The following is a 26,081-nucleotide window of genomic DNA, read 5'->3' on the forward strand; positions in this document are numbered from 1 at the left end:
CAATTCACTTTATGAAGAGCATATTTCAGGTTATATTATTGATGTTTTTCTCAGAACCGGCATTTGCACAGGTGCCGGCGTTCCCTGGTGCCGAAGATATAATCAGCGGATCGGAATCCGCTGCACCCGGTGCATGTGCACAGGTACCGGCGTTTCCGGGTGCCGAAGGAGGTGGAATGTATGCCACCGGGGGCAGGGGAGGTCAGGTAATTTTTGTGGATAACCTGAATGACAAAGGTGATGGAAGTTTGCGTAAAGCCATTGAAGCTGAGGGCCCCAGGATTATTGTGTTTCGCGTTTCGGGGAATATCGAACTGAATAAAATGCTCCACATAAAAAACTGCGACCTCACCATTGCCGGCCAAACTGCTCCCGGCGACGGGATTTGTTTAAAAAACTACGGAATTCGAATCGACGCTGACAATATAATCATCAGGTATTTGCGCATCAGACCAGGCGACACGGCACAGGAAGAAAATGATGCCATTTATTCCATCGGAAATAAGAATATTATTATCGATCACTGTAGCGCAAGTTGGGCCAACGACGAGGTTGCGTCATTTTACGACAACGAAAATTTCACCTTGCAATGGTGCATAATCAGCGAGAGTTTATACAAATCGGACCACCACAAAGGGGAACACGGTTACGGAGGAATCTGGGGTGGATGGAATGCGTCGTTTCATCACAATCTGATAAGCGACCACACCAGCCGCAATCCAAGACTTTGCGGTTCCCGGTATTCCGGCAGGCCTGATCTTGAAAAGGCGGATATACGAAACAACGTCATTTACAACTGGGGGTTCAATACCATTTATGGTGGCGAAGAAGGCCATTACAACATTGTAAACAACTATTTTAAGCCGGGGCCTGCAACACAAAAAAGCAAACAAAACCGCATTCTGGATTTAACACAGAAGTTTTTCAACAAAAACATCAATCCCGATACATTGGGAGCCGGTTGGTTTTACATTGACGGAAATGCGATGGAAGATAACGTGGAGGTTACTTCAGATAACTGGAAATACGGCGTTGAGGGAAATGATGTGGACGAAGCTGCCAAAGTCAAATCGAAATTATTGACTCCGGTTGAATGTACCCCGGTGAAAACAACGGATGCAACTGTTGCTTTTAAACAAGTGCTGCAAAATGCAGGCGCCAGCCAAAAACGCGATGCCGTGGATTTGCGAATTGTGGACGAAGTGAAAACAGGAAATGAACAATTCGGAAAATCCTACGAGGGAGGTTCCAATGGAATCATCGACTCGCAAAGGGATGTGGGAGGCTGGCCAAAACTGAAATCCAAAAAATATCCGAAAGATTCGGATAACGATGGAATGCCCGACAAATGGGAGAAGAAAAACAAGCTTAATTCAAATGACCCGTCTGATAATGTAAAAATATCAGTCGATAAAAATTATACGAATATTGAAGTTTACATTCATGAATTGACAACACTTCTTTAATTTTTTGCTTTCAATGAGTTAGTTAACCTATAATAGAATAAAAAATGATAGTGAAAACCATAGCAGCAATACTTCTGACTTTTTCTTTGGCACTGAACGGGTGTGCGCAGGCAGATAATCAACATCGGGCATCAAAAATTATTCATTTTGAAGAAATTGAGTTTGACATGCCTTCCATTCACGAGCCGGTTATTCCAAATTATGAGGTGAGTATTGAAGATTTTGGAGCAGTAAGCGGAGGCCAGGTTTTGAACAGTAAAGCTTTTGCCGACGCCATTGAGGCGGTTTCCCAAAAGGGTGGGGGAAGAGTTGTTATTCCGGCAGGAATTTGGTTAACGGGACCAATTATTTTGAAAAGTAATCTGGAACTGTTTACCGAACCCGGCGCTGTGGTTATTTTTTCTGAGAATAAAGATCTCTATCCGGTTGTTGAAACCAGTTTTGAAGGACTGGATACCTGGCGCTGCATTTCGCCCATTTACGGCAAAAATGTGGAGAATATCGCGTTTACGGGTCACGGTGTTTGGGATGGTTCTGGAGATGCATGGAGGTTTGTAAAGCGCAGCAAACTTACTGCAAACCAGTGGAAAGAGCTGGTGGCATCGGGTGGTGTGGTTAACGAAAAAGAAAATGAATGGTACCCTTCTGAACAATTCAAAACAGCCCAGGAATCTGCCAATATGAATGTTCCTACCGGATTAACAACCAAAGAAGAATATGAGGCTATTCGCGATTTTTTGCGCCCGGTGATGGTAAGCATTCAAAACAGCAAAAGGGTGTTGTTTGATGGTCCGACTTTTCAGAATTCACCAGCCTGGTGCATTCATCCGCTTATGGTGGAAGATTTGGTTGTCAGGAATTTAACCGTTCGAAATCCCTGGTATTCGCAAAACGGTGACGGAATAGATATTGAATCGTGTAAAAATGTGCTGGTAGAAAACTGCAACTTCGATGTGGGCGACGATGCCATCTGCATAAAATCAGGCAAAGATGAAGACGGTCGGCGACGTGGTGTGCCAAGTGAAAATTTGGTCATTCGCAGCAACATTGTTTACCACGGGCATGGCGGAGTTACCGTTGGCAGCGAAATGTCGGGTGGTGTGCGCAACATGCACGTTTCAAACTGCACGTTTATGGGAACCGATGTGGGCCTCCGTTTTAAAAGCAACCGCGGTCGGGGCGGCGTGGTTGAAGGCATTTATATTTCAGATGTCCGGATGACAGATATTCCGACCAATGCCATTTCATTTAATTTGTATTACGGGGGAATGTCGGTTTCGGAAATGCTTGCCTCGGGAAAATCTGATGCCATTGCGAAACCCGAACCGGTTACCGAAGAAACACCCCAGTTCAAAGATATTTCCATGAAAAACATTGTGGTAAAGGGAGCTCAGCAGGCTGTGGTTTTACAGGGATTACCCGAAATGAACCTGGAAAATGTGACCATGACTGATATGCTTTTGGAAGCCGACAACGGATTTTCGATTGTGGATGCAGATAATGTTAAAATTGAAGGTGTTGAACTCATTACCAAAAATAAAACGGCTGTTGAATTTTACAATTCCAAAAACGTGGAAATCAGAGGACTCAAATATCCGTTTAAGGAGGAAAAATCTATTATCATCAATGGTGACAGCAGCCGAAACATTAAATTGCTGCCATTTGATGGTGAAAATTTACAGCCTTTTACCACTTTAGGAAATGAAGTTCCCCGTGATGCTGTTCAGTTTGAATAGTGGGTATGAATCGAATAAAAATTCTCAGATTCCTGATTGCTTTCGGGCTGATGTTTTATCCGGCTTTAAGCAATGGGCAGACTGGTTCCAGTCAGCAACCCGGACTTATCAACAATAGTCAGGTTTCAGAACCCGATTTCTCCATGATTGGGTATGCAACTGTGGCGCGCGATGGTGTTGAAACAACCACCGGAGGAAAAAACGGGGAAGTAATTGTGATTGAAACACTTGAACAGCTCATTGCCTGGGGTGCAAAACGGGAGGATAATTACAATGCTGAAACGGTTATTATTAAAGGAAAAATTGAAGCCAATCCTTCCGTATTAATTACCATCAAGCGGGGAAAAGATATTTCAATTCTGGGCGACTCGGAATCGAACGGAGGATTTGCAGAACTGAAAAATATCTCTCTGAATATCCGCGATTATTCCAACGTAATTGTAAGAAATTTGAAGATTCACGAAGTTTTTTATCCGAATGACTGCCTGACTATCGATCATTGCCATCACGTGTGGATTGATCACTGCGAGTTTCACAGCAAAATCGGTCCGGGAATTGGTGTGGATACCTACGACGGATTGCTCGATATAAAAAAAGGTTCGCATAATGTTACAGTATCCTGGTGCTATTTTCACGACCACATGAAAACGATTCTTATCGGGCACAGCGACAATAACGGCGAGCAGGATAAAAACCTTCAAGTTACTTTTCACCACAACTGGTTTTCAAATACCGACGGCAGAAATCCGAGTTTACGCTTCGGATTGGTTCACTATTTCAACAATTACCTGGAAAATATTTCAGATTATGGATTTGCAGTTCGAAATGGCGCTCACGCAAAAATTGAAAACTGCCATTTCGAAAGCGTAAATACCCCCATTGCTACCGACAAATTTAAGGGGCATGGATATGCTTGTGTTTCGGGATGTATTTATACAGGTTCATGCACCGAAGCCGACAATCAGGTTTCTGACCCGGTGGATTGCGAATTCTGGGACAACCAGATTCCATACAGCTACCAATTGGAAGATGTGCAAACAGTTAAATCGTCGGTTCAGGAATATGCCGGTGTGGGAAAAGTAAAACTGACGACCTCGGGAAAGCAATTTATTCAGAATAACGATTTTGAAGTTGAAAATTATACTTTTTCTGAGGCGGAAGGTGCCATCAGAATTTGTATAAATGGCTCAAAAAATCAGGAGATTCAAATTTCCGTGTATTCGATTACCGGTGAAAAAATATATTCTGGAAAAGCTGAAGTTATTCAGGGGAATCAACAAATCAAAATTCCGCTGCAAAAAAATTTGAAAGGTATTTGCATCCTTGCCATTACTTCACCCTCAAAAAAGGAAACATTTAAGTTATTTGGGAATTAAATGCTGAGGTATCCTACAACCCGCTGAAAGCAATTTTTTTGCGAAAAAAAAAGACCGTCAGGATACCAGACGGTCTTTTCTGTTATTTCAAATTTTATCGTTTATTTTACAATTAATTTCTGAGTAAAATCATTGGTAAACTGTGACTTAATTAGATACATACCGGGCTGTAAATCAGAAACGTTAATGAAATCGTTCTGTGATTCAATCAACCTTGATTTAACTATGCTACCTGCCAGATTGTAAACTGCAACCTGTGTTGGTTCGTTCACTTTAACAAAAACCCTGTCGGTTGCCGGGTTCGGATAAACACGAACTACTTGTTTTTTCTGTATTTCAGGACTCGCAAAGGTGGTTAAAGGCTCAGCTTTCAGGTAATAAATATTAACACCGCTGCTCGAAGAATACAGAAAAATGGTACCTGCCCCGCCGGTATAAGAATAAACACCTTTTGAAATTTCAGGTCCGAGAGCCGGGAAGGTTGCAAATATGGAATCCTTATGATCTACAGCAAGTTGCAGTTCACGATCTTCACCACTGCTGGATGACATACCCATTACCGTAATTTCAGTGTTTCCTTCAACCTCGAAAGAAACCACACGACCAAGTGGAAGTCCGTTTTCATCAAAATCTCCAACTCCGCCCAGTTTTAACCGATGAGTAAATTCCATGCCATCAAGCGATTTGTTATTGGCATCAATAGTTACCGTTTTTTCGGAATGTGCCCAAATGGTCAGTCCGTTTACAACTGTCTTTTCCGTGAGGGTTCCCAGAGCATTAAAGTCTTCGGCGCTAATGTTCCAATCACTGCCGGTAGTTTCTTCGATGGCTTCTTCAACTTTCAGATAATACACATTTACGCCGCTGCCTGGTGAATACAGATAGATTGTTTCCGGTCCGCCTGAATAATTATATTCTCCCTTTGAAATTTCAGGGCCGAGAGCCGGGAAAGTTGCAAAAATGGAATCTTTATGGCCAATCGCCAGATTTAATTCTCTGTCTTCGCCACTGCTTGATGACATCCCCATTACAGTGATTTTTGAATCGCCTGAAACGTTGAAAGACAAAACACGTCCGAGAGGTTGCCCGTTTTCATCGAAATCTCCTGCTCCGCCAAGTTTCAACCGATGGGTAAATTCCATACCATCAAGCGATTTATTATTGGCATCGATAGTTACCGTTTTTTCGGAATGTGCCCAAATGGTAAGCCCGTTAACAGTAGTTGTTTCATTAACTGTACCCAGTGCATTAAAGTCTTCGCTGCTAATGTTCCAATCTCTTGTAGTTTGTTCAGGTTCTGCCTTCAAATAATACACGTTTACACCGCTGCCTGGTGAATACAGATAGATTGTTTCCGGTCCGCCTGAATAATTATATTCTCCCTTTGAAATTTCAGGGCCGAGAGCCGGAAAAGTTGCAAAAATGGAGTCTTTATGGCCAATTGCCAGATTTAATTCTCTGTCTTCGCCACTGCTTGATGACATCCCCATTACAGTGATTTTTGAATCGCCAGAAACGTCGAAAGACAAAACACGTCCGAGAGGTTGCCCGTTTTCATCGAAATCTCCTACTCCGCCAAGTTTCAACCGATGGGTAAATTCCATACCATCAAGCGATTTATTATTGGCATCGATAGTTACCGTTTTTTCGGAATGTGCCCAAATGGTCAGTCCGTTAACAACGGTTGTTTCACTAAGTGTACCCAGCTCGTTAAATTCAGCATTGCTGATATTCCATTCCTGGGCATTAACAAAAACAGAACAGAGGGTTGCAAATAAAATAAATGTAAATAATCGTCTCATAGGTAATATTTTTAAAATGAATAATTATTTGCAATCTACTCATAATCAGAATAAATTAAATTATTCATCTTCCCAGATAAAGAGTGGATAATTCTCAATGGGGGCAATAAATATCAGATTACGGGATTATTGTCCCAAACTACCTTATTAAAACTGAATTTCGATTAAAAATCAAATATTTCATTTTTAAAATGGTCAAAAAAAAGACCGACTGAATCAGTCGGTCTTTTTCAAAGTATCATTTTTTCAAATGTTTACCTTACAATTAATTTCTGTGTGAAATCATTGGTAAATTGTGACTTAATGAGATAAATGCCGGGTTGCAAGTCGCTCACACTGATGAAATCGTTTTGCGATTCAATCAACCTTGATTTAACCATACTACCAGCCAAATTGTATATCGCTACCTGGGTCGGTTTGTTTAATTTAACAAAAACCCTGTCAGTAGCCGGATTTGGATAAACCCTCAATTCCGGCACTTTGGTTAGATCCACATTTGTTGGAACTGATTCTGCATGTAACATGTAAAAATTAATTCCGCTGTCTTCGGAATACAGATAGATAGTTGTAGCATCTCCGTGATAGAAGAATACACTGTCAGTAAGTTCTTCACCCAATGCATTGAATGTTGCAAACACATTGCCGGGAGTTCCGTATGCAATATTCAGCACACGGTCGGAACTACTGCTGCCTGACATTGCAGCTACTCTGATATTGGTGTTTCCTTCCACATCAAATGAAATTACTCTACCGTAAGGTGAACCATCTTCATTTAATTTACCACTTCCGTTCAGTTTTAGGCGGTGAGTAAATTCCAGATCACCTAATGTTTTTCCGTTTTCATCAACGGTAACTGTGCGGTCATCTTTAGCCCAAATGGTTAATCCGTTGATTGTTGTGTCAGCAGCCACATCGCCCAATGCGTTAAATGCACTGGTACTGAAATTCCAAAGACCTGGTACTTCCTGTTCTGCTTCTATAGTAAGCTGGTATGCCGCAATGCCGTTGTTTGGCGACATAATATACATCATAACCATATCTTCCTGTACATCAACGGCAAGCGGTGCCGCATAAGATGCATTGGTATTTAAACCCAGACCACGTTCCGGAAATACAGCAATTGAGTCAGCTTCTTCAGCACCAGCTTCTGGAATCAGAAACAACTGGAAGGCTGCAGGCGGCACTGTAACATGGTTTGTAGTTGGAGCCAGAATAAAATCATGGTCTTTGAATGAAAAGAATGCTACACCGGAAATTCCGCCTGTAATCGGTTTAAATTCTCCTGTGAAGGTTGAAATCAGTTCTCCCTGCATGTTGTATAACGCAGGATAAACACTGTGTCCGTCTGCCCAGAAAAAGTCATTGTCAAGTGGCCAAATACGGGGTGAAATTCCCAGCTTGGCAATTGCACCTTCTACAGGTGCCGGATAAACTTCCTGCAGCACAATTTTTGTTGGTTCAGCAGCAACCACACCGGCCTGAACATCCCATTTGAAAACAATGGGTTCAACAGCAGCGCCGTTGGCATCACCTACAATAACATATCCATCTTCTTCCTCGGAAACATCACCATAAAAGGTAAAACCATCGCCCAAACGATGGAATGGTTGTTCAACTCCGTCGATGGTATCTTGCGAATTCCATTCCAGCAGAACTGTTGCATCAAGACCACCTTCACCGTCTTCCTCAAGCACATAAACTTTAAAAGGTTGGGTGTGGGTATTTGTAGCAAGGTTGGCTACCAGAATTTTCCCTGATGGTGTTATGGCAATGTCATTCACATTAAATGTGCCGCCTTTCACCACGGAGGTGTCGATTGGCATAGATTCAAGGTGATTTCCGGTTGCTGCATCAAGAACAACAAGTACAGGTGGATTGGCATTTCTGGAAACAATATACAGTTTTCCATCATAATGCGTCATTCCACGTTCGGTAGTGCCGCCCATCCATTCAGGAATTTCCTCACCTACCGGAAATCCTGCACTCCAGTCGGCATTTCCATAAGCTGAATTATCCCAGACAGGGGTTACTACTGGTTGCTGGGCAAAAGTTATTGCTCCAATCAACAAAAAGAAAAACAAAAAAGTAAAATTTCTCATAATCATTAATTTAAGTTCGACAATTATTAAATATAAACAGTATTATTTCTATTCAGTCGCTTTCTTTGCAATTTACTAAAACCGGGTCGCAATTCCGAATTCTTCTTCAACAATTTTCAAAAATTTCAATGAACAACCTATATTACTCCCTTCTTCTGTTAATGTTTCATTTTTTTAAAAATAATCTTCGATTTTTGTTACCTTCCTGTTCAAAAGATAAAATGAAAACACCTGATGCATGAAATGAAAAGGTTATCTGACTTTTTCCCCCTGTAAAATTTGTTATTCCTCTTTGCATAATTTTTCCCTGCAAATCATATATTTCATAAGAAATATTGGCCTCTTCCGTTTCCATTTGGATATGAATATGGTTTGTGGCCGGATTCGGATAGATTTTTAAACTATTTTCTTTTTTTGCAACTTCTTCTGATGATGTAAATACAGAATCGGATACCAATAAATTATCGAAAATAATTATTCCGGTTGCAGAAAAAGGAGTTTGGCCCGAAACCAAATTGAAACCGAAAAAATCGTATTGTCCATTTTTTTCAGGGAATTCCAATGTACAGGTTTTAAATTGCCAGCCAGCAAAATCAATGTCTGTTATCAGAATTTCTTGTTCAGTTCCATCTTTTTCGAAAAGTATAAACAGTTGGTTATCCGACAGATTTCCATAAATATACATTCCAATATGCTGACTGTCCAGTACACTGAAAAACGGTTCAGGGGGACGGACAACTATTTGTGCTTCAGGAGCATTAAAATCATACAAAAGCCGGTAACTATATCCGTCGAAAAGTTTATTGGTACTGTAACGCAGAATTCTATTGCCCGCTCCCTCGTTTATGTTCAGGCTGTTTTCAATGTCCACGGTCCATGTAAGGGCAGATTGTTCAAAATCAAACACAACATTGGTTCCCGGTTCATCCACAGGTTTAACTTCAAATAAAATTTCTATGCTTTCCCCTAATTTAAGTCCGTCAGTATCTGTTAAATCAGGACTTAATTTCAGAATATAACTTCCGCCTGCCTCCAAACCTGAAGGATTGAATGCATAGGAACCTATGTTTCCCTCAAAAGTATTGACTACTATTCCTGTTCCGTTTAAAATATTCCCCTGCAAATCTTCCAGCCAAATAAGGTTGCTCAGGTTTTCTTCCACCAGCCGGCCATCAAAATGAATTCTGACCTGGGTGTTTTCGTACACATTTTTCATTCCATCGCGTGGGTAATTATTTACTATTGACAACCGGTTTTTCATTGCGGTTAAAAACGAAAAGGTGAAATCTTCGTTCATTGGAAGTCCGCCAATGTGCTCAACACTTTTATCAAGCAGAACGGTATAAATCGTTGAAGTATCCAGTGGTGAATCTGGTGTAAAAAACGCAGTCCGCTCCTGGTTTTCGTATGAAAATGTTCCGTCAACTTCAGGGGAAATGGAAAAAGCATTTTCAAATGATTCGCGGTTCACCTCAAAGTTAAAATGAAAAATAACGGGAGTTGCCGCAGAAACTCTTTCCCCTGATTCAACATTTGGCGCATATTCAAGTACCATCATGGAATCTGAACGGTCTTGCTCCAGGTAAACCAGTTGGTAGGTAACATTATTGGAGTCAACTACCAATGAATCGAAAGATTGAGTAATGTATTTTTCTGCTTCAATTTCAAGCTGATAAATTCCAGGTTCCAGGTTATCGAAAAGAAAAAATCCGTTATTCAGGCTGTCAACAGTGTATTCCAAATCTCCGGGCTGCAGTTTAATTTTTGCCCCATTTACCGGAAGCCACTGATCTTTGGAATTGGCAGCCGTATAATAATCGGTAACCTTGCGAAAACTATCCTTAACAAAACCGGCAATTTTACCATTTGGATCAATTCCGCCTTCGTAATATTCCAGAAATGCTTTGTAAAAATGCCACGCTTCCAGGTTTTTGTATTCACGGTTCATCAGCCGGTAGGTTTCAGGGATGTAATCGTGAAACGAACCTTCGGAAATCAGGCCCGGCACGGTTAACGGACGCAAAACGCCATAGCCGTTCCAGTCTGGCGGGGCAAATGATTTATCACCGCGCACCAGCCGGCTGCTGTTTGTCCAGTGTGAGGTTTCGTTGGAAATCAGGTTTTCCCAAAAAAGATTGGCCACATCCATACTTTGTGGCAGAATCGGGTCATTGTCCCACCCATGAAAAAGCTGAAGTACATAGTTGGTTACACTGTTAAATGCATTGCTGTGAATGGAAATCATAAAATCAACCTGGTTTACATTTGCTTCTTCGGCAATGGCTGAAAGCGGCCTGTCATCTTCAGTGCGATTCTGAGTACGCGACATAATCACTTCTGCACCAGCCGCTTCGAGTAATTTGCGAAGATGTAATCCTTTTACCAGATTACTTTTCGACTCCCAAAATCCTGCTGTGTCACCCAGAGCAAAAGGTGGAATGGGAACATTACGGTCGTCGGAATTAAATCCGCCATGCCCGGGATTTACATAAATTTTCACTCCTTCCAGGTTTTGTCCCATCACATTGGAAACCAGCAAAAAGAAGGGAAATAAAATCAGAAACAAAATTCTTTTCATCACTTACCGGATTAACTGATAATGAATGAACCAAATTTCCCCGTCTGGGGTGTGAAAAACAATTTTCTGCGTTTTTGCAGAAACATCAGGATGCATGGCAATTACATTTTCAGAGGATAAAACCTGTTGTTCTCCGCTCAGCGGATGAACCGCAACAATGGAAGATTCCAGAATCTGATGTCCGTCGTCTTTGGTAACCATGCCCACTATAAAATCGTTTCCGGCCCAAACCGGCGCCTCAATTTGTCCCAGCTCTGCCAGCACCATTCCGGTTAAATCGCTTATGAAAGCTCCTTTTCCCATAGCATAAGCAAGTACATGCTTCCTGTCTGGAGAAACTGAAGGCCAAATGTAACTTTCACTTTCATAGGGTTTTATCACAAGTCGTTCTTCTCCCCGATAAAGCACGAGCTGCTGGTTTTCAATCCCGGCAAAAATTTCATCACTTCTGTCGGGCTGCGTTTCGTCAACCACAGCGCTTTTTAATCCCTCGTCTGAGCGAAATAAAACACGGTTCCCGGCAATCATAGGAACTGAAAGATTTCGCACAGCAGGTTCAATCAGCCTAGTATTTTCTGTTGTTAAATTCCAAGCCTTCAACTTCGTAAAGCGTCGTTTTTCAATGTATTCCTGTTCCTGAAAAAGAACGGTTTCATCATTCCACGAAAATTTGGGTGAATACCCGGCACCATCGGCATCTGAAATTTTCTGCAGGTTGTTTTCCTGCAATTTCAGCAAATGGAGACCTTGGTAATTTTCAGATGTTAGCAAAAGTTTCTCCCCCGAATGATCAAATTGCGGATGATAAAATTTTTGATTTCCGGGAATGGTAACTTTTTCCATTTTTGACACTTCAACCTGTTGGCCAAATGCAAAAGCAGAAATGAACATAAAAACAAAGAGTAAAAATTTCATTGTTCTGATTTTTAGTTTTATCAAATTCATAAGTAGTACCTTCAAATACAGATATTTATTTAACCAGTTTCAACGTTTTTTTCCCATAACCTGTTTCAAGAGTCAGCAAATATAATCCCTGAGGTAAATCGGCACCATCCAGCATTACGGTGTGTTTTCCTTTTATTTTGAATGAATGCTGAGCCAGTTTAATCCGCTTGCCGGTAAGGTCTGTAATAAATAACCGTACGCGCGAATCCCGTGGCAGAACATAACTGATTTTCAGTGGTTCGGATGTGAGGAATGTAGGAGCGGAAAGCTTCAGTTCAGCATGTGCAATTTTATCTGCCGAAGTAATGAGCAATGAAAACGAAACCACTTCCGACCAGTCGGTATAAGAAGATGAGCCATAATTGGCACGGGCTTTCACGTACCATGTTCCCTGGTTCAGATCGTCCAGAACCAGCGTATTTAGCGGAGCATCAACCGAATGCTGGAGGCGGTTGTTCCAGGGAAAAGTTTCTGAATTGGACAGTTGAAAAGTGAAACCTTTTGCCAGTTCATCTTCCAAAACAGAAATTGAAACCTCTGGCCCGGTAACGGTTTCACTCTCGTTTGGTGAAATAATTACAGGAACCGAAGGGGGAGAAGTTACCGTGAAAAACCGGATGATATCGGACCAGGAAGTTACTGAATCACCACTTATTGCCTGCATTCTGAGGTAGTAGGTGGAATAAGAATAAATGGTTCCGGGTGGCAGTTCATAAGAGTTTCCTTCAATGGAATCCTGGTCGAAAATTACACCAGTAAATAAACTGTTGGTTGAAATTTGTATTCTGAAGGTAAACGCTTCATCAAAAGGTTCCCATTCAATCACTGGTTTGAGTTCCACACCCGCTGCTTCGTTTTCAGGATAAACCAACTCAGGTCGTGGAATTTCCTGCAACTGAAAATTTCGGATTTCTGAAATTTCGTCTTCAACTCCGGGCATTCGTGTGAAAACTCTCCAATAATACCTGGCATTTTCCTGTAAACTGATATTCGAGGATGAAAATTGGGGTTCAGTAATATTTCTCCGATAAATAACATTTGTAAACTGTGTATCTGCGGCAACCTCAATAATGTAAAATTCAGAATTTTCAACTTCTTCCCACGAAAACTGAAATCCGGGAAAAACTGCCTGTCCGTTTGCCGGATATAAGAGCGCAACCGGTTGGTTTTCTTCGGGTTCATAATTCTGCATTACAGGTGGAAATTCATTCCCGTTTCGGTCGAAAACAGCAACGGCAAATATATGGTCTTCAATTAAATCCTGAAATTTTGTTAAGTCGAAAGCAGTGGAATAAGTCATTTCCAGCAAATACCTTCCATCTGTAAAATTACCGGGTTGGTTTGCCATTATTTCAGGGATGGCATAAACCGAAAACCGTACATTTTCTTCCGGTGAATCCCAAAGCAGACTGTCGTTTTCAACCCTGAGGTTTTCCGGTAATGAACGGTTCTCAAAAGCATTCCATGGTTTCACAGGCGGCAAAGCCCTGTTTTCATATTCGTGGGTACGCAAATAGTTGATGAATCCCTGCCGGTAAAACATAGTAGCCCGGAAAAAGACACTTCCTGGCGCCTGGTTTTTGTCTGAATTGCGGTTCCACTGAATTTGCAATCCAAATTCGGAAGGATCATATCCGGCAACTGAGGTTTTGGCACTCATTTTCGAGAAATATTCCATCATGGAAAGACCCCTCAATTCCGTTCGCAAAAAATCGCTGTACGCTGATTTTAATGCCATAGGAGGTGGGTAATCCGATTCATCCAGATCTGACAGAGAATGACTTACATAAAGATGACGGCCAAAATGGTTCACTACATCCGACCACCAGGGAGCAAGTTTTTTGTAATCCTGCCCATCGCTTGTGGTAGGCCAGTAAATTTGCGGAGAAATGTAATCTACCGTTCCTTCATTTAGCCAGGCAACAGGATCGCAGTAAATGGATTTGTACGCATCCATTCCGGTTATTCCAACTGGAAGTGTGAGTCCGTAAGTGGCCGCCACCTGCGGATCTGTGGTCCAGATTCCAAAAGGTGAAACGCCAAAAGTCACCCATGGTTTATTTTGCTGTATGGTTTCGTAAACATCTGCAACCATTTGGTTTACATTATCGCGACGCCAGTCATGCAAATCCATAGACGACGGTTTCCAGTTGTTTTGCGAATATTGATCGAGAGAATTGGGAGTGCCCCCGTACGCATAAAAATAGTCATCGAAAACAATTCCGTCAACATCATAATTCAAAAGAATTTCTTCCACAATGTCTGAAATTCGCTCCCGGACTCCTGGATTTCCAGGGTCCAGAATTGAACCGCCGCCACTGTAAGAAAGCACCCATTCAGGATTGGTTTGACTGTAATCTCCTGGCTGTCCGGCATACTTACCTGCAACCGATTCAAACCGGTAAGGGTTGAGCCACGCATGAAGTTCCAGACCCCGTTTATGACTTTCTTCAATGGCAAACTGCAGTGGATCGTAACCGGGATCCATTCCGCGGGTTTCAACCAAATGTGCAGACCAGGGTTCGTAACTTGACGGATACATGGCATCACATTCGGACCGAACCTGGAAAAAAACAGCATTCATACCTGCTAACTGCATGGAATCGAGAATACGGATAAGCTGATCTTTCTGCTGGTTGATATATAAATTGCCTCCACCCGTAGGAATTTTGGTTTTGGGCCAGTCGAGTCCCCAAACAGTAGTCAGCCAAGAGGCCCGCATTTCGCGTTTGGGAATTTGTGCCTCGGAATGGAAAGCTGTTCCGGCTAAGAAAATGTATAAAATAATGAAGGTAAAATTTCGAATCATAAGCTTTATTTTCTATCTGTTTTATTGAATTTCATTTATTTACTCACTATGGTGAAACAATTACTCTGCCGGCAAATGTTGATTTATCTCCTTTCAGAAAAATAAAATAGATGCCGGGTTGTAAATCCTTTACCTGAATATATGGAGTTTTTCCATTTTCGCTGATGTTAATGGTTTCATTTCTGATTAATTCTCCTGTAATGACATACATTTTCAATTGAAACAAACCCGGTTCGTTTTGGTTTGTCTGAATATAAAATCCATCTGTCGCCGGATTGGGAAAAACCAGCAATTCTAATTTTTGTTTCGGTATAATTAATTGATTCTGCACGTCTTTTTCAGGATAAACCGCATAAATTCCTTTTAACCAAAATGTTCCGTTGTAATTATTGCCTGAAACGTATGATGGATCGCGTTCCACATTTAACCGGATACTTGCCAGGGGAATGGGATAATCTTCCTGTTTAAACTGACTGGTCCGAATGGCAGCTTTCTTTTTTTGCAGTGTACTGTCTGAAATTGCCGGAACCTGGCACAAACCGTAAGAATGGTCGAGCACATAATAGTATGAAGAACGGTATCCGCTTCCGGCGGCTTCCATATAAAGTGAATCGGGCATGCCGTAAATATCTATTTCTTTGCTGAGTGTAATGCTGGCGGTTCGGTTTGAATAAGTAAAACCATAATCCACTTTCAGCATTTCTTCGTTGTAAACCGGATGGATTTCTCTGGTAAGCGAAACGTTGTCAATCTGACTCAGTGAAACATCCCACGAATCCGGTTCAGAAAAATCATCAAGCAGGACATTTCCCCTGCCAATCTCAACGCTCACCAGGCACGTATCCATTTGATTTTCCATTCCAGTAGAAACAATAATTTCCACCAGTCCATCTGTTTTTCCTCTGAAAACGCCATGGCTGGAAACTTTACCAATAGTTGTATCTGCCGAGGCAAAATGCACAATGTCATTGTCCATTTGGTAAGTGTCACCGTTTGTTCCTGTACCGTAAACTTTAAAAGTATATTCGTTTAAATGGTCAATTACCAGCGAATTTACAGAGAATGAAACATCTTCAACCGGAATAAGCTTTATCTGCATGGTATCAGAAATTCCGTTCCAGGTTCCCACCACTGCTCCGGTTTCACTAATACCTGAAGCAGTAAACAGACCGTCAGCATCAATTTCACCAATATTTCCAATAACCTGGTAATCAATATTTGTTGTATTTAAATACTGAACAACTTCCCCGTTTACGTCGAATGTGCTTCCTTTTACCTGGTATTTTTTTCCAAATGGAATAGTAATGTGGTCGGCATTGAGTTGCATGGAAATTGCTTCGCCGGGAATTGCGGTGGAAATTACCAGCAATGCATTTCCTACAGCCCGCTCCATACCATCGGATGGCGTATTTTTTATCTCATTTCGTACCACCATCACCGAAGATCCACCACCGTCGAGATTCAAAGCGTCAGCAGCACCCGATTGTTTCATAATATCGGCAAGCTGTTTTGTACTCACTCCTTTTGAATAATTAGAGCGACCGTCAACCACAACCATTATAATTTTTGATTTATCAGATGAAAATCCAATTGCTGTGCGTGGGTGCAATTCAGGCCAGTTGTTTTCCTGCACCACACCATCTTTCAAAATAGCCCTGTCGCCTCCAATAAGTTCGGTAATTTTTGGAGCCAGTTCAGGCAAACTTTTCAATTTCATCTGCAATTCAAGTTCAACCGTATCCCCAGGATTCAGATTGTTTAGCAAGGCAGCAGCAATTCCGTTACCTGAAAGAACGACTTTATTTTGAGGAATGGGAGTGGAACCCTGGTTTTTACGAATCTCTTCAACCTTTAATTGCATTTTGTGGTTGAGTTTCCACGAACCTTCTTTTAATGAAGTAACCACCTCAGTTCCCCATTGATTTGTGCGTGTAGTGCTGCCAAAATAGCTGTTGAAAACAATCAGATCATCGGTATTCCGGATGTTGTTTACATCTGAAACCGGATATGATTCAGTATCGTGAAAAAATGTTCCTGAGAAAGTCATTACATCAATAAATGGGTACTTTTCATCAGTAAATGCAATGACAGGTCTCGAACTGTGTGTTTTTTTTGCCAGCTCGCCTTGCAACGCCTGTCCGTTAACCGGATGTCCTTGGTTGGGCGAAACCGTGTTGTAAAAATCACCGTTAATGGCAGCAAATGCTGTATGTCCTTGCTCTGATTTGCGCAAAGCCATAGCCGATGGCCGTTCCAGACCTTTGATGGTATCGTGGCTTAAACAGGTTTCAAATTGAATAAAAGGATTTTGAGCGTCAATTTCCAAAACGTTAATCAGCAAAGGCAGATCAGGTAACCTGTAATAGGTGTGCATGGTTCCCAAACCAACGTCATGACGGTGAATCAGTGTATCGGATTTGTATTTAACACCCTGAATTAAAAGGCTGTCCTGTGCTGTGACAGACAACCAGCCAATAAATAAAAAACTAAATATGATGTTGAAATTTCTCATAACATCGAACTTTTTACTTCCGGATAAAATGAACCGGAAGTATTTACTTGCCAAAAATCTGTGAAAAAAAATTCCCTTCAGCAGAAAAATCCTTTTCACAAATTATTATTCAGGCACAAATTACCTGGCCAATTGGTCGATGGCTATTCCGTAGGCCTCCACGCCTTCAATAAAGTATTCCACCACCGGATTGGCGTCGGTAAGTTTAATGCGCTTAATACCAGACCGATGTAAAGGATTAGCCTGATAGTATTCTTCAGGATCGGAACCAGCAGGCGGTTGTGGTCCACGATAGGCCCAGTACAGGTATTCGCCATCCAATGCCATTCCGGTTACAAAAATTCCTTCTGTTTCGCCACCTTCGCCATCAAATGGTGAATTATCAATTACTTTTAAACCGGAACCATCAAGATTACTTTGTACAATCATTTTGTAACGGCTGTCGGCCAGGTATAGTTTTTGGTTAATATCGTCGATAACAAAAGAGCGAACACCAAAATTCCGGTGAATACTGCCTGCCGCTGGCACCGGGTCACCATCTACTCTGTCGCGGCCAAGAATATCACTTTCAGTAAATCTCCAAATACCCGAACCGGTGGAATGTTTCGCCCACCACCATTGTCCGTTGTATTTGGTAAACGTGCCGTTTGTGTTACCCCAACTGATGCCTTGTCCATAGTAACCAAGCCATGTGTTGCGAACAAAATAGCCGAATTCGTCTAACGAAAACTTTTTATTCCGGGTGTCAATCGGAGTTCTGAAAATTCCTTCGCGCCGGTCGGCCCAATATATAAGCCCAGCATCTTCGTCGATGTAACCATAATAAAAATCGAGGAAAGTATTGCCTCCAAAATTTTCCAAAACAGATTCTCTCCGGGAGCCATCGTGAGCAATTACAAAAATTTCGCCATCACCAGCAGTGAAATAATCTGGTTCTGCCACAAATGCAAATCGGGTTCCGGCATCGAAAACATAAAGCCAGTCGCCGCTAAATTGTAATGTTAGCGGATGTTTTCCCGAGCGATACCCCATATCGAATGAATTATTCAGTTCAGGCTCAATGCCGTCAATAATTTTTTTAGCCATAATATTTCCGCCCTTCACGGCATAATAAAGGGTTTTTGCAGGCGAGTTATAATTTACTTTTACATTTACATTTACCGGGGTCAGGTCTTTGCCGTCAATGGTAATGGTAAGCGAGACTATCTGACTGCCAATGCTTCCAAAAACTACGGAGGGGGATTCATGAGAACTGTTTCCGCCTTCATCAACACCTTCCCCAACTGTTCCTGAAGGAAACTTCCAGTTGTATTCAACAGGTTTGTTCTCCGGGTTTTCCAGCAGAACATCAAAAGAAACCTGGGTTTGGTTGAACACAATTACAGGATCGGTTGAAGTGTAATTCACCACTGGCACAATATCGCTAATCATTAATTTCTTTTCAACCCGATAATTACCATCAACAGTTAATACAACAGTGTAAGTTCCTGGCAATGTATATTTATGAACAGGACTTTGCTCGTTTGAGGTTGTTCCATCACCAAAATCCCATGCCCATGACGAACCTTTGGCAGAAAGATTCAGGAACATAATTTCTTCGCCTACCACATAATGAAGTGAAGATGCCGAATAGGTGAAATCATATTCGGCTGATGGAAAAAGTTCAGGCGATATTTCCTGCTCACAGGAGAATAAACCCAAACCGGCGACAATTACTGAAAGTAATAAATATATTCTAAATCGTTTCATAATCAATCGTTTTAAAGGTGTAATTTTTACAATACCGTAATTGTTTTTACTTCAGACAAATTTTCCACATCGTTTCCATTAACTATCCTAAACCGTGCATTCAGTTGATATCCTTGCGTAAATTCAACTGCGTAGTACTGCCTGTTTTTATTGTATATGAAAGCACTAAAAGGCACTTCATTCAAATGCGAACGAAGTGCACTTGCCGCCTCCGGCTTTATTGTTCGAAAAGTTTCTTCGCCAATTATTTCTGTATCAAAATATTCTTCAAAGATTTCATTATCCACAATCTGACGGTCTGTAACCAGCAAAGTCCTGAAATCCTGATAAATAAGTTGGGGAAAAAGGTTATTTACAAATTGCGCCCTAACATGTTCCGGAATTAACTGGTTAAACTGTTCCTGGTTGTACGATATCGGATTTTTATATTCCAGGGATGAAAGGGTATAGCTTACCGGAAAATTGTCTTCAATAACGAATGCCTTATTTTCTGTATCGTAATTTGATTCAGAATGTTGGAAGGTTTTAATTTCCAGTAATTCGCGAACCAGCGACGAAGAGTCGAGTGTAAAAGTGTATCCGTTTGGCGGGTAGGTCAATTTATATTTCAGATTTTTGTTCACATTGTACCAAACACCCAGGTAATTGTAACTATTGTCAACTGACCAGTATTCGGCATAAAACGTAACTTCATTTCCGGCGCTGACGTTGGTAACCGGTACATCCCAGTATATGCTTGCTGCCATGTATCCCGGCGATGAAATATCTGCCACCGGATCGTTAATGGTACAAGAAGTTTTCAGCAGTAAAACCGAAACTACCATTACCAGAAATTTTAGAAAATTTCCGGCTGATATCGTATTGAATAATTTCTTTGTATTCATAATTTTCTCCTTTCCGATTTAGTTTTGTGGTGCCCAAATCATGGGTTTTTTAAGCCATTCCGGATTTCTAAATGCATCCAGACGGATAAGTTCTTCCCGGTTATATTTTTCCTCAGTTTCAGGATCGTAATTGATTCGCTGAATCCATTGGTTTTCTTCAGCCCAGTATGCTTCGTACAAATTGTGTGGCCGCCTCAGTCCCGGATAAATCACAGTATTGTCAAATGTTTTACCATTTAAGTCGTTACTGTAGCCGTACCTGCGCAAATCATTCCACTGTTCAACCTGCAAATACATTGCTTTGTATTTTTCCATCATAATGTGGCTGAGATCAATATTGGAAGAACCCGGAACTAATTCTGAATTATTCAGGTAGGCATCAATTTCTTCCTGCGGAACCTGCAATCGATGCATGTGCGATTCAATTCCAAGCAGAAGATGTTCTGCTGCTTTGTTTTTGTTTTGAGCCCAGTAAGCAGCCTCGGCAGCAATAAAATGAAGTTCTTCGCGGGTAATGAATGTAATGGTTGACGTGTCGGTTGTTAAAACAGATTCATACAAATCAGGATACCATTCAATTTTATGTGTTGGCGGCATTCCTGAATTGCTTTCGAGGTACCTGAATTTAACCACACCGGCATCATCTGTACGGGCTTCCATAATGTAAGGTAATCGCGGGTCAGTATATTCATCGGTTTCAGGATTGAAGCCCATCAAGTTTTCAATTAAAAATTTAGAGGGAATGGCAGCCAGTAAATCGTTGGACCGGCTTTCCCATGAATTGACCGGTTTGTTATTTCTTCCCCACATACAGTTTTTCTCAACGCTTGAGCCTCCATCGAATTTGTAACGCGGATCGCTCCAACCCGAAAGTGCTTGTTCAGCAGCCGTTAAAACTGCATTGGCATTGCCGGTATTCAAATTGGGTAAATCGCGCAGCAAAATACGGGCTTTAACAGCCAGTAAAACCTGCTTCCATTTTTCCATATCACCAGCAAATACCCGGTCAACATTCTGTCCCATTGGCCTGTTGGTTGATTGCGTAACTTCAGGGCTGTCGAACAACTGGATGAGTTCGTCCGCTTCAGTTTTCATCCATTCGTAAATACTTTCCTGTGTGTCATACTTTGGCGAAGAGGACTGGTATGCTTCAGTCAGGGGCATGTCGCCAAAAGCATCGGTAGTTTGCTGAACGGAAAGCAGGCGGAGTAACCGAGTCAGCGCCAGGTAATTTACAGAATTTTCTTCTTCAGCAAACCGCAGCAATTCTTTGGCATTACTTCCTACATCGTAAAAATGTCTGCGCCATTGTGGGTGCCTGTTCATTCCAAGAAACTCCCAACCACTTCGGTAGGCATGAGAACCGGTTTGGCTTCTGCCTGCAGTAGTGAGGCATTGGGCAAGGTAAGTTCCATATTCACTGTGATCGTAATTTTCGAGCGCCGTGTAAAAAAGTACCACAGGCATAATTTCATTCACCGGCACCTGATCCACTCCGTCGGGGTCGCGATTGTCACCCAGGTAATCTTCGCATCCGGAAAAACCAGTAACCAATGCAATTAAAATCAGTATATATTTTATTTTATTCATGATTATTTTCCTTTAAAAAGTTGCACTTACATTTAGCGTATAGCTCCGGGTGTTAGGAATTCCCAGATAATCGATTCCAAAAGTTCCGGTACCGCCTGAGCTACCAGTGTAGTTAACTACCGGATCGGAACCGGAATAATTGGTAAGCAGTAATAGATTTCGGCCGGTTAAAGAGAAATTCAATCCTTTTATGCCGATTTTTTCAGCAATGTTGCCAGCATTATATGACAGAGTTGCATAACCAATGCGCATAAGTGAACCGTCTTCCACGAAGTTGGAACCAACAGGTGCATAATAATTCAGGTAAAATGTCTGGTCAAAAACAACCGGGACAGTATTCTCAGTGAATGTTCCGTCGGGTAATTCAACCATCCCATCAATAAGAATCTGCCGATTTCGGTAATCTTCCAGATTTTTTGCCTGTCCGCCAGACATTAAACTACGCAGCGTTCCATTTACCACATCGCCTCCTTTTCTGAAATTCATCATCAGCGAAAGCGACCACGATTTGTAATTCCAACGGTTGAGCCAGCCAACGGTAAAATCAGGTTCGCGGTTACCAATTAGCAAGGAACTTGATGCATTTATTTTTGGGCGGCCCTGCTCATCTACAATTATTCGACCATCATCAGTTCTCAGGTAATCTTTCCCGGAAAGTGCCATGGTTGAACCATGTAAATATGCAGTAGGTCTGATGTCGCTAACCTGGCCTGCATAATGGTAAACTTCCACCAACTGGTCTGGCAGGGCCTCAACCGTACCGCGGCTGCGGCCAAAATTGGTAATCATGTTCCATCTGAAATTTCTGGTTTCAAACATGGTCTGATCCCAGGAAACTTCAATTCCTTCGTTTTTAATGTCGCCCTCATTACGGGTTTGAAGAATATTCCCGGAAGCAGGAGAAACACGAACATCAACAATCTGATTGGAAACTGCTGTTGCAAACCAGGCCACATCGAGCCGTGTTTTATCGCCAAAAAGCCGGGCGTCGGCACCAATTTCCCACGATGTTGTCATTTCCGGCTCCAGATGCGGATTACTGCTTCGGGTTGGATCTACGCCATAACCATTATCGGGATGTGGCATGGCTTTGTACCAGTTGTTCAACCTGTAAAGCGGAGCATCTTTACCAACACGCGCCCAATTGGCTCTGATTTTTCCAAAACTTATTATATTTTCAGGTAAAGAAAACAATTCAGTAAAAATTATACCCGTGCTGAAGGACGGATAAAAATAGGAACGATTTTCTACCGGAAGGGTAGAGGAGTGATCGTTACGTCCGGTGGCGCTAAACTGTGCAATTCCTTTATAATCGAGTTTTACTTCGCCATAATATCCGTACATATTTTTATCAGAGCGGTTCATGGTAATATTTTCCCGGCGAATGTCAGCCAGATTGTTGATGCTGTAAAACTCGGGAACGATAAATTGCCTTCCTCCCATTCCGGCTGACCTTCCGTAAGAACTTTTTACATCAACCCCGGCCAGTAATTCCATACCGAAATCATTTGAAATATCTTTGTTATAAGTGGCCAAAATGCCACCATTTACTACTGAACTTTTTCCGTCGGAATAGAAAAAAGAACCCAGGTAGTCCAAATCTTCCGAAGTTGGGGATTGACCCGGTTCCAGGCTCCAGCGTGGTGTTACAATAGTTTTGCTTTCCGATTCGGTGTGGTCGTAACTGATCCTTCCTGTTAAATTGAGGTTTTCAATCACCGTCCATGTTACTGAACCTTGCAATAAGGAACGGTTTGAATCGTACTGTGCTGAATCTTCATACCTCGACCACAGCGGACTTAATGGCGAATTATAGCGGTTATTTGTGTCGATATACAACCAGCGAATGGTGCCATCCGGATTTTTATAATTGGTAACATCGTCATCAATTGGCCAATGGTAAGCAGAACTTAAACCGGCGCCTCCACGTGAATTACGCGAAACGAAGTTGGCCATAAAATCAACCGAAACTTTCTCGGATACATTGTACTTCGATTTAAAAAGAACACCGTAGCGTTCCAGGTAATCAGAAGGTACAATCCCGTCGTGACGAACATAATTTCCTGAAGTATAGGAACTGAAACGTTCTGAACCTCCTGAAACTGAAACGTCATATTTTTGGTACAAACCTGTTTTAAGGAAATTTCCGGGATTATCATATAAAACGGTTCCTTCAGGTGCCAGCGGGCCCCAGCCTCCCATCGACTGTTCGCGATAAACACCTAAAGAACCACGCAGGTACATTTGCTGAATTTCGGGAACACGGTAAGCCTGATCCACCTGAACAGAACCGCTGGCTTCTACACGTATTTCGCCAATCTGGCCCGATTTGGTGGTAATGATTATGGCACCATTTGAAGCTTCCTGCCCGTATAAAGCAGCAGCAGCAGCGCCCTTTAAAACGGTAATGTTCTCAATGTCGTTCGGGTTCATTTCCGCTGCTTTTGAGGCACCGCCGGAAATGTGCATCCCGTTCAGGATAAAAATCGGCTCGTTATTTTGAGCCGGATTGATGGAAGAAATTCCCCGGATTAAAATTTGAGAAGATGCTGATGGCGAACCACCTGTCCCTGAAACCTCAACTCCGGAAATTTTTCCCTGGAGGGCATCAACAAAATTGGTTTGTCTTCCTTCGTTTAAATCTTCCGAATCAACCGACTGAACTGAAAAGTTTAACTTACGCTTTTCGGAACGGATGCCCATTGCTGTAACCACAACTTCATCCAAACCAACCACATCTTCTTCCATTACAATATTCAGATTGGTTTGGCCATTAACAGGAACTTCAAGGGTTTTAAACCCCACAAACGAAAAAACCAGCGTTGCAGTTGGTGCAACTTCAATAACATACACTCCGTCGATGTTTGTAACAGCACCGTTGGTAGTTCCCTTTTCAAAAACGTTTACCCCGGGAATTGATTCTCCGGTGTTGTCAGTAACTTCTCCTCTAACCTGAACCCTGGAATCCTGCCTGCTTATCTCATCATTTGTACCTGAAAAGGCACTTACAGGGAGTAAAAACAATATTCCCAGCAAAATGGAAATAATTGATTTGGGAATATTAAATTTTAGCATATTCCCTTTAATTCGTAGTTTTTGTTTCATGTAACATTAGTTTTGGTAACTGTTTCACTCGAATTCTATTCGTTTGAAAAAACTCTAAAACATTACGCAGACCGTAATCTTTATTTGTCGCAATTTAATAAAATTCATCTTTATAAAGAATGAATTTAAACAAGCTTTGCAAATTGAATCAATTGTTGTTTGGGAACGTTCTGACTTGTTGCCAAATAGAAATAAATAAACCAAAAAAGAAAAATTTCAAGATACTATTTGTTTAATTCGATGGCAGCCAATATCACTGGTGCCACACCTTTTTGGTCGTTATCTATCTGTTTTTCAGAAATGTAATATTCGTAATCACCCATCCGGTACGGATTTCCTCCAAGTCCACAAGCCCCGCAGGTATTGGTGAGTGTCGGGTAACCGTCTTCGTCCTGAATGACCAGATTTTCGGTTAAACTATCAAATGCATCTTCAGCAATGTCCAGGTAATTTTCAGGCAGATACCCATTTTTGGCGCCTTTGGCAAAAGCATAAATAAACATGGCTGAACCTGAGGCTTCCACGTAATTTCCTTCGCGCCCGCCCATATCGAGCACCTGGTACCACAATCCGGTTTCTTTATCCTGAACTTTTAAAAGGGCTTCGCTTAGTTTATTCAGAATCTCAATTATTGAAGATCTTTCATTGTGGTTTTCAGGCAGATAATCCAGCACATCAACCAGGGCCATCATGTACCAGCCGGTTGCACGGCTCCAAAAATGTTTAGACTGCCCGGTTTCGGGGTTACACCATTTTTGTTCTCGGCTTTCGTCCCATGCGTGGTAAACTAATCCGGTTTCATTATCCAGTGTTTTTTCGTAAACCAGTTGAAGTTGAAAAGTTACTTCGTCGAACCATTTCGGTTCATCAAACATTTGGGCGTATTTTGCCAGAAACGGGGAAGCCATGTACAACCCGTCGAGCCACATTTGCCAGGGGTAGCTTTTTTTGTGCCAGAATCCGTTTGATTTGGTTCGGGGATGTTCTTCCATTTGGTTAACCAATGTTTCGGCGGCTATTTTATACTTTTCATCACCTGTTTTTTCAAAAAGAACCAACATATTCAGGCCGGGCCTTACCCGGTCGATGTTGAAGTCAGATTTTTTATAGGTGGAAATGGAACCATCATCCTGAACGAAATAATCAATGTATGCACGCGCATAATCTGAATATTTTTTATCGTGTTCTCCCAATTTGTCGATTGCCGATGCCAGAAATGCATAATCGTATTCGTATTTGGGTACTTCCCGGTCGTAATAAATCAGACTGTCGCTGCGGTGCAGAACCGCATCGGAAAATTTTAACGCCCACGAAGGTTGCTTTTCCATTATTTCATTTTTGTTTGCCCGGAAACAACCAGAAATCATTACAATGGTAAGGATTGCGATATATAGTTTCATTTTAAAGAATTTAAATTTCGGTATAAAAGT

General features: G+C 41.7%; 14 protein-coding genes. 3 read left to right on the top strand and 11 right to left on the bottom strand.

All coding sequences use genetic code 11. The features are described 5' to 3' along the window. The first annotated feature begins 11 nt into the window (after positions 1-11). Genes ACESMA_RS02700 through ACESMA_RS02710 form a run of 3 tightly spaced genes read left to right on the top strand, consistent with a single transcriptional unit; the run spans position 12 to position 4,578 of the window. Positions 12-1,466 carry a polysaccharide lyase family 1 protein gene (locus ACESMA_RS02700; RefSeq protein WP_372947220.1) on the top strand — a complete coding sequence of 485 codons (1,455 nt, stop codon included), beginning with the start codon at positions 12-14 and terminating at the stop codon, positions 1,464-1,466. A 44-nt stretch (positions 1,467-1,510) separates the two neighbouring features. Continuing rightward, positions 1,511-3,202 (top strand): glycoside hydrolase family 28 protein, encoded by a 1,692-nt coding sequence (locus tag ACESMA_RS02705; protein WP_372947221.1) that lies wholly within the window; start codon positions 1,511-1,513, stop codon positions 3,200-3,202. A gap of 5 nt (positions 3,203-3,207) precedes the next feature. Beyond that, complete coding sequence (locus ACESMA_RS02710; protein ID WP_372947222.1) at positions 3,208-4,578, top strand: hypothetical protein; 1,371 nt, start codon at positions 3,208-3,210, stop codon at positions 4,576-4,578. Positions 4,579-4,679: 101 nt separating this feature from the next. Here the strand turns inward: ACESMA_RS02710 and ACESMA_RS02715 are convergent, their stop codons facing one another. The 11 genes from ACESMA_RS02715 to ACESMA_RS02765 all read right to left on the bottom strand — a co-directional run bounded on the left by ACESMA_RS02715 (position 4,680) and on the right by ACESMA_RS02765 (position 26,051). Further along, positions 4,680-6,380 (bottom strand): T9SS type A sorting domain-containing protein, encoded by a 1,701-nt coding sequence (locus tag ACESMA_RS02715; protein ID WP_372947223.1) that lies wholly within the window; start codon positions 6,378-6,380, stop codon positions 4,680-4,682. Between the two features lie 254 nt (positions 6,381-6,634). Next, positions 6,635-8,479: a DUF4623 domain-containing protein gene (locus tag ACESMA_RS02720; RefSeq protein ID WP_372947224.1), complete on the bottom strand. Its 1,845-nt coding sequence runs from the start codon at positions 8,477-8,479 to the stop codon at positions 6,635-6,637. Between the two features lie 166 nt (positions 8,480-8,645). Beyond that, positions 8,646-11,057 (bottom strand): Ig-like domain-containing protein, encoded by a 2,412-nt coding sequence (locus ACESMA_RS02725; RefSeq protein WP_372947225.1) that lies wholly within the window; start codon positions 11,055-11,057, stop codon positions 8,646-8,648. Positions 11,058-11,060: 3 nt separating this feature from the next. After that, on the bottom strand, positions 11,061-11,972 hold the full coding sequence (locus tag ACESMA_RS02730; RefSeq protein WP_372947226.1) for a hypothetical protein: 912 nt from the start codon (positions 11,970-11,972) through the stop codon (positions 11,061-11,063). Between the two features lie 55 nt (positions 11,973-12,027). Further along, a complete protein-coding gene (locus tag ACESMA_RS02735) occupies positions 12,028-14,811 on the bottom strand; it encodes a family 10 glycosylhydrolase (RefSeq protein ID WP_372947227.1) in 2,784 nt (927 codons plus the stop codon). 46 nt (positions 14,812-14,857) lie between these two features. Further along, positions 14,858-17,323 carry a phosphodiester glycosidase family protein gene (locus tag ACESMA_RS02740; protein ID WP_372947228.1) on the bottom strand — a complete coding sequence of 822 codons (2,466 nt, stop codon included), beginning with the start codon at positions 17,321-17,323 and terminating at the stop codon, positions 14,858-14,860. Positions 17,324-17,443: 120 nt separating this feature from the next. Beyond that, complete coding sequence (locus ACESMA_RS02745; RefSeq protein ID WP_372947229.1) at positions 17,444-19,072, bottom strand: PKD domain-containing protein; 1,629 nt, start codon at positions 19,070-19,072, stop codon at positions 17,444-17,446. 26 nt (positions 19,073-19,098) lie between these two features. Continuing rightward, positions 19,099-19,956, bottom strand: coding sequence for a hypothetical protein (locus ACESMA_RS02750; protein WP_372947230.1), 858 nt, complete (start codon positions 19,954-19,956; stop codon positions 19,099-19,101). 18 nt (positions 19,957-19,974) lie between these two features. Beyond that, positions 19,975-21,546, bottom strand: coding sequence for a SusD/RagB family nutrient-binding outer membrane lipoprotein (locus ACESMA_RS02755; protein ID WP_372947231.1), 1,572 nt, complete (start codon positions 21,544-21,546; stop codon positions 19,975-19,977). Between the two features lie 12 nt (positions 21,547-21,558). After that, on the bottom strand, positions 21,559-24,651 hold the full coding sequence (locus tag ACESMA_RS02760; RefSeq protein WP_372947232.1) for a SusC/RagA family TonB-linked outer membrane protein: 3,093 nt from the start codon (positions 24,649-24,651) through the stop codon (positions 21,559-21,561). Between the two features lie 224 nt (positions 24,652-24,875). Further along, the gene (locus tag ACESMA_RS02765; protein WP_372947233.1) at positions 24,876-26,051 is read right to left on the bottom strand and encodes a glycoside hydrolase family 105 protein; all 1,176 of its coding nucleotides are present in this window, start codon (positions 26,049-26,051) and stop codon (positions 24,876-24,878) included. Between the last annotated feature and the right edge of the window lie 30 nt (positions 26,052-26,081).

Source organism: Mariniphaga sp. (assembly GCF_041687215.1).
In the GTDB taxonomy this organism is placed as follows: Bacteria; Bacteroidota; Bacteroidia; order Bacteroidales; family Prolixibacteraceae; genus Mariniphaga.

What these genes read in the sequence shown, in the direction of transcription:
- ACESMA_RS02730 (WP_372947226.1), bottom strand. Translation starts at nt 11,972, where the DNA reads ATGAAATTTTTACTCTTTGTTTTTATGTTCATTTCTGCTTTTGCATTT.
- ACESMA_RS02745 (WP_372947229.1), bottom strand. Translation starts at nt 19,072, where the DNA reads ATGAAACGATTTAGAATATATTTATTACTTTCAGTAATTGTCGCCGGT.
- ACESMA_RS02740 (WP_372947228.1), bottom strand. Translation starts at nt 17,323, where the DNA reads ATGAGAAATTTCAACATCATATTTAGTTTTTTATTTATTGGCTGGTTG.
- ACESMA_RS02705 (WP_372947221.1), top strand. Translation starts at nt 1,511, where the DNA reads ATGATAGTGAAAACCATAGCAGCAATACTTCTGACTTTTTCTTTGGCA.
- ACESMA_RS02725 (WP_372947225.1), bottom strand. Translation starts at nt 11,057, where the DNA reads ATGAAAAGAATTTTGTTTCTGATTTTATTTCCCTTCTTTTTGCTGGTT.
- ACESMA_RS02720 (WP_372947224.1), bottom strand. Translation starts at nt 8,479, where the DNA reads ATGAGAAATTTTACTTTTTTGTTTTTCTTTTTGTTGATTGGAGCAATA.
- ACESMA_RS02760 (WP_372947232.1), bottom strand. Translation starts at nt 24,651, where the DNA reads ATGAAACAAAAACTACGAATTAAAGGGAATATGCTAAAATTTAATATT.
- ACESMA_RS02710 (WP_372947222.1), top strand. Translation starts at nt 3,208, where the DNA reads ATGAATCGAATAAAAATTCTCAGATTCCTGATTGCTTTCGGGCTGATG.
- ACESMA_RS02735 (WP_372947227.1), bottom strand. Translation starts at nt 14,811, where the DNA reads ATGATTCGAAATTTTACCTTCATTATTTTATACATTTTCTTAGCCGGA.
- ACESMA_RS02750 (WP_372947230.1), bottom strand. Translation starts at nt 19,956, where the DNA reads ATGAATACAAAGAAATTATTCAATACGATATCAGCCGGAAATTTTCTA.
- ACESMA_RS02755 (WP_372947231.1), bottom strand. Translation starts at nt 21,546, where the DNA reads ATGAATAAAATAAAATATATACTGATTTTAATTGCATTGGTTACTGGT.
- ACESMA_RS02715 (WP_372947223.1), bottom strand. Translation starts at nt 6,380, where the DNA reads ATGAGACGATTATTTACATTTATTTTATTTGCAACCCTCTGTTCTGTT.
- ACESMA_RS02700 (WP_372947220.1), top strand. Translation starts at nt 12, where the DNA reads ATGAAGAGCATATTTCAGGTTATATTATTGATGTTTTTCTCAGAACCG.
- ACESMA_RS02765 (WP_372947233.1), bottom strand. Translation starts at nt 26,051, where the DNA reads ATGAAACTATATATCGCAATCCTTACCATTGTAATGATTTCTGGTTGT.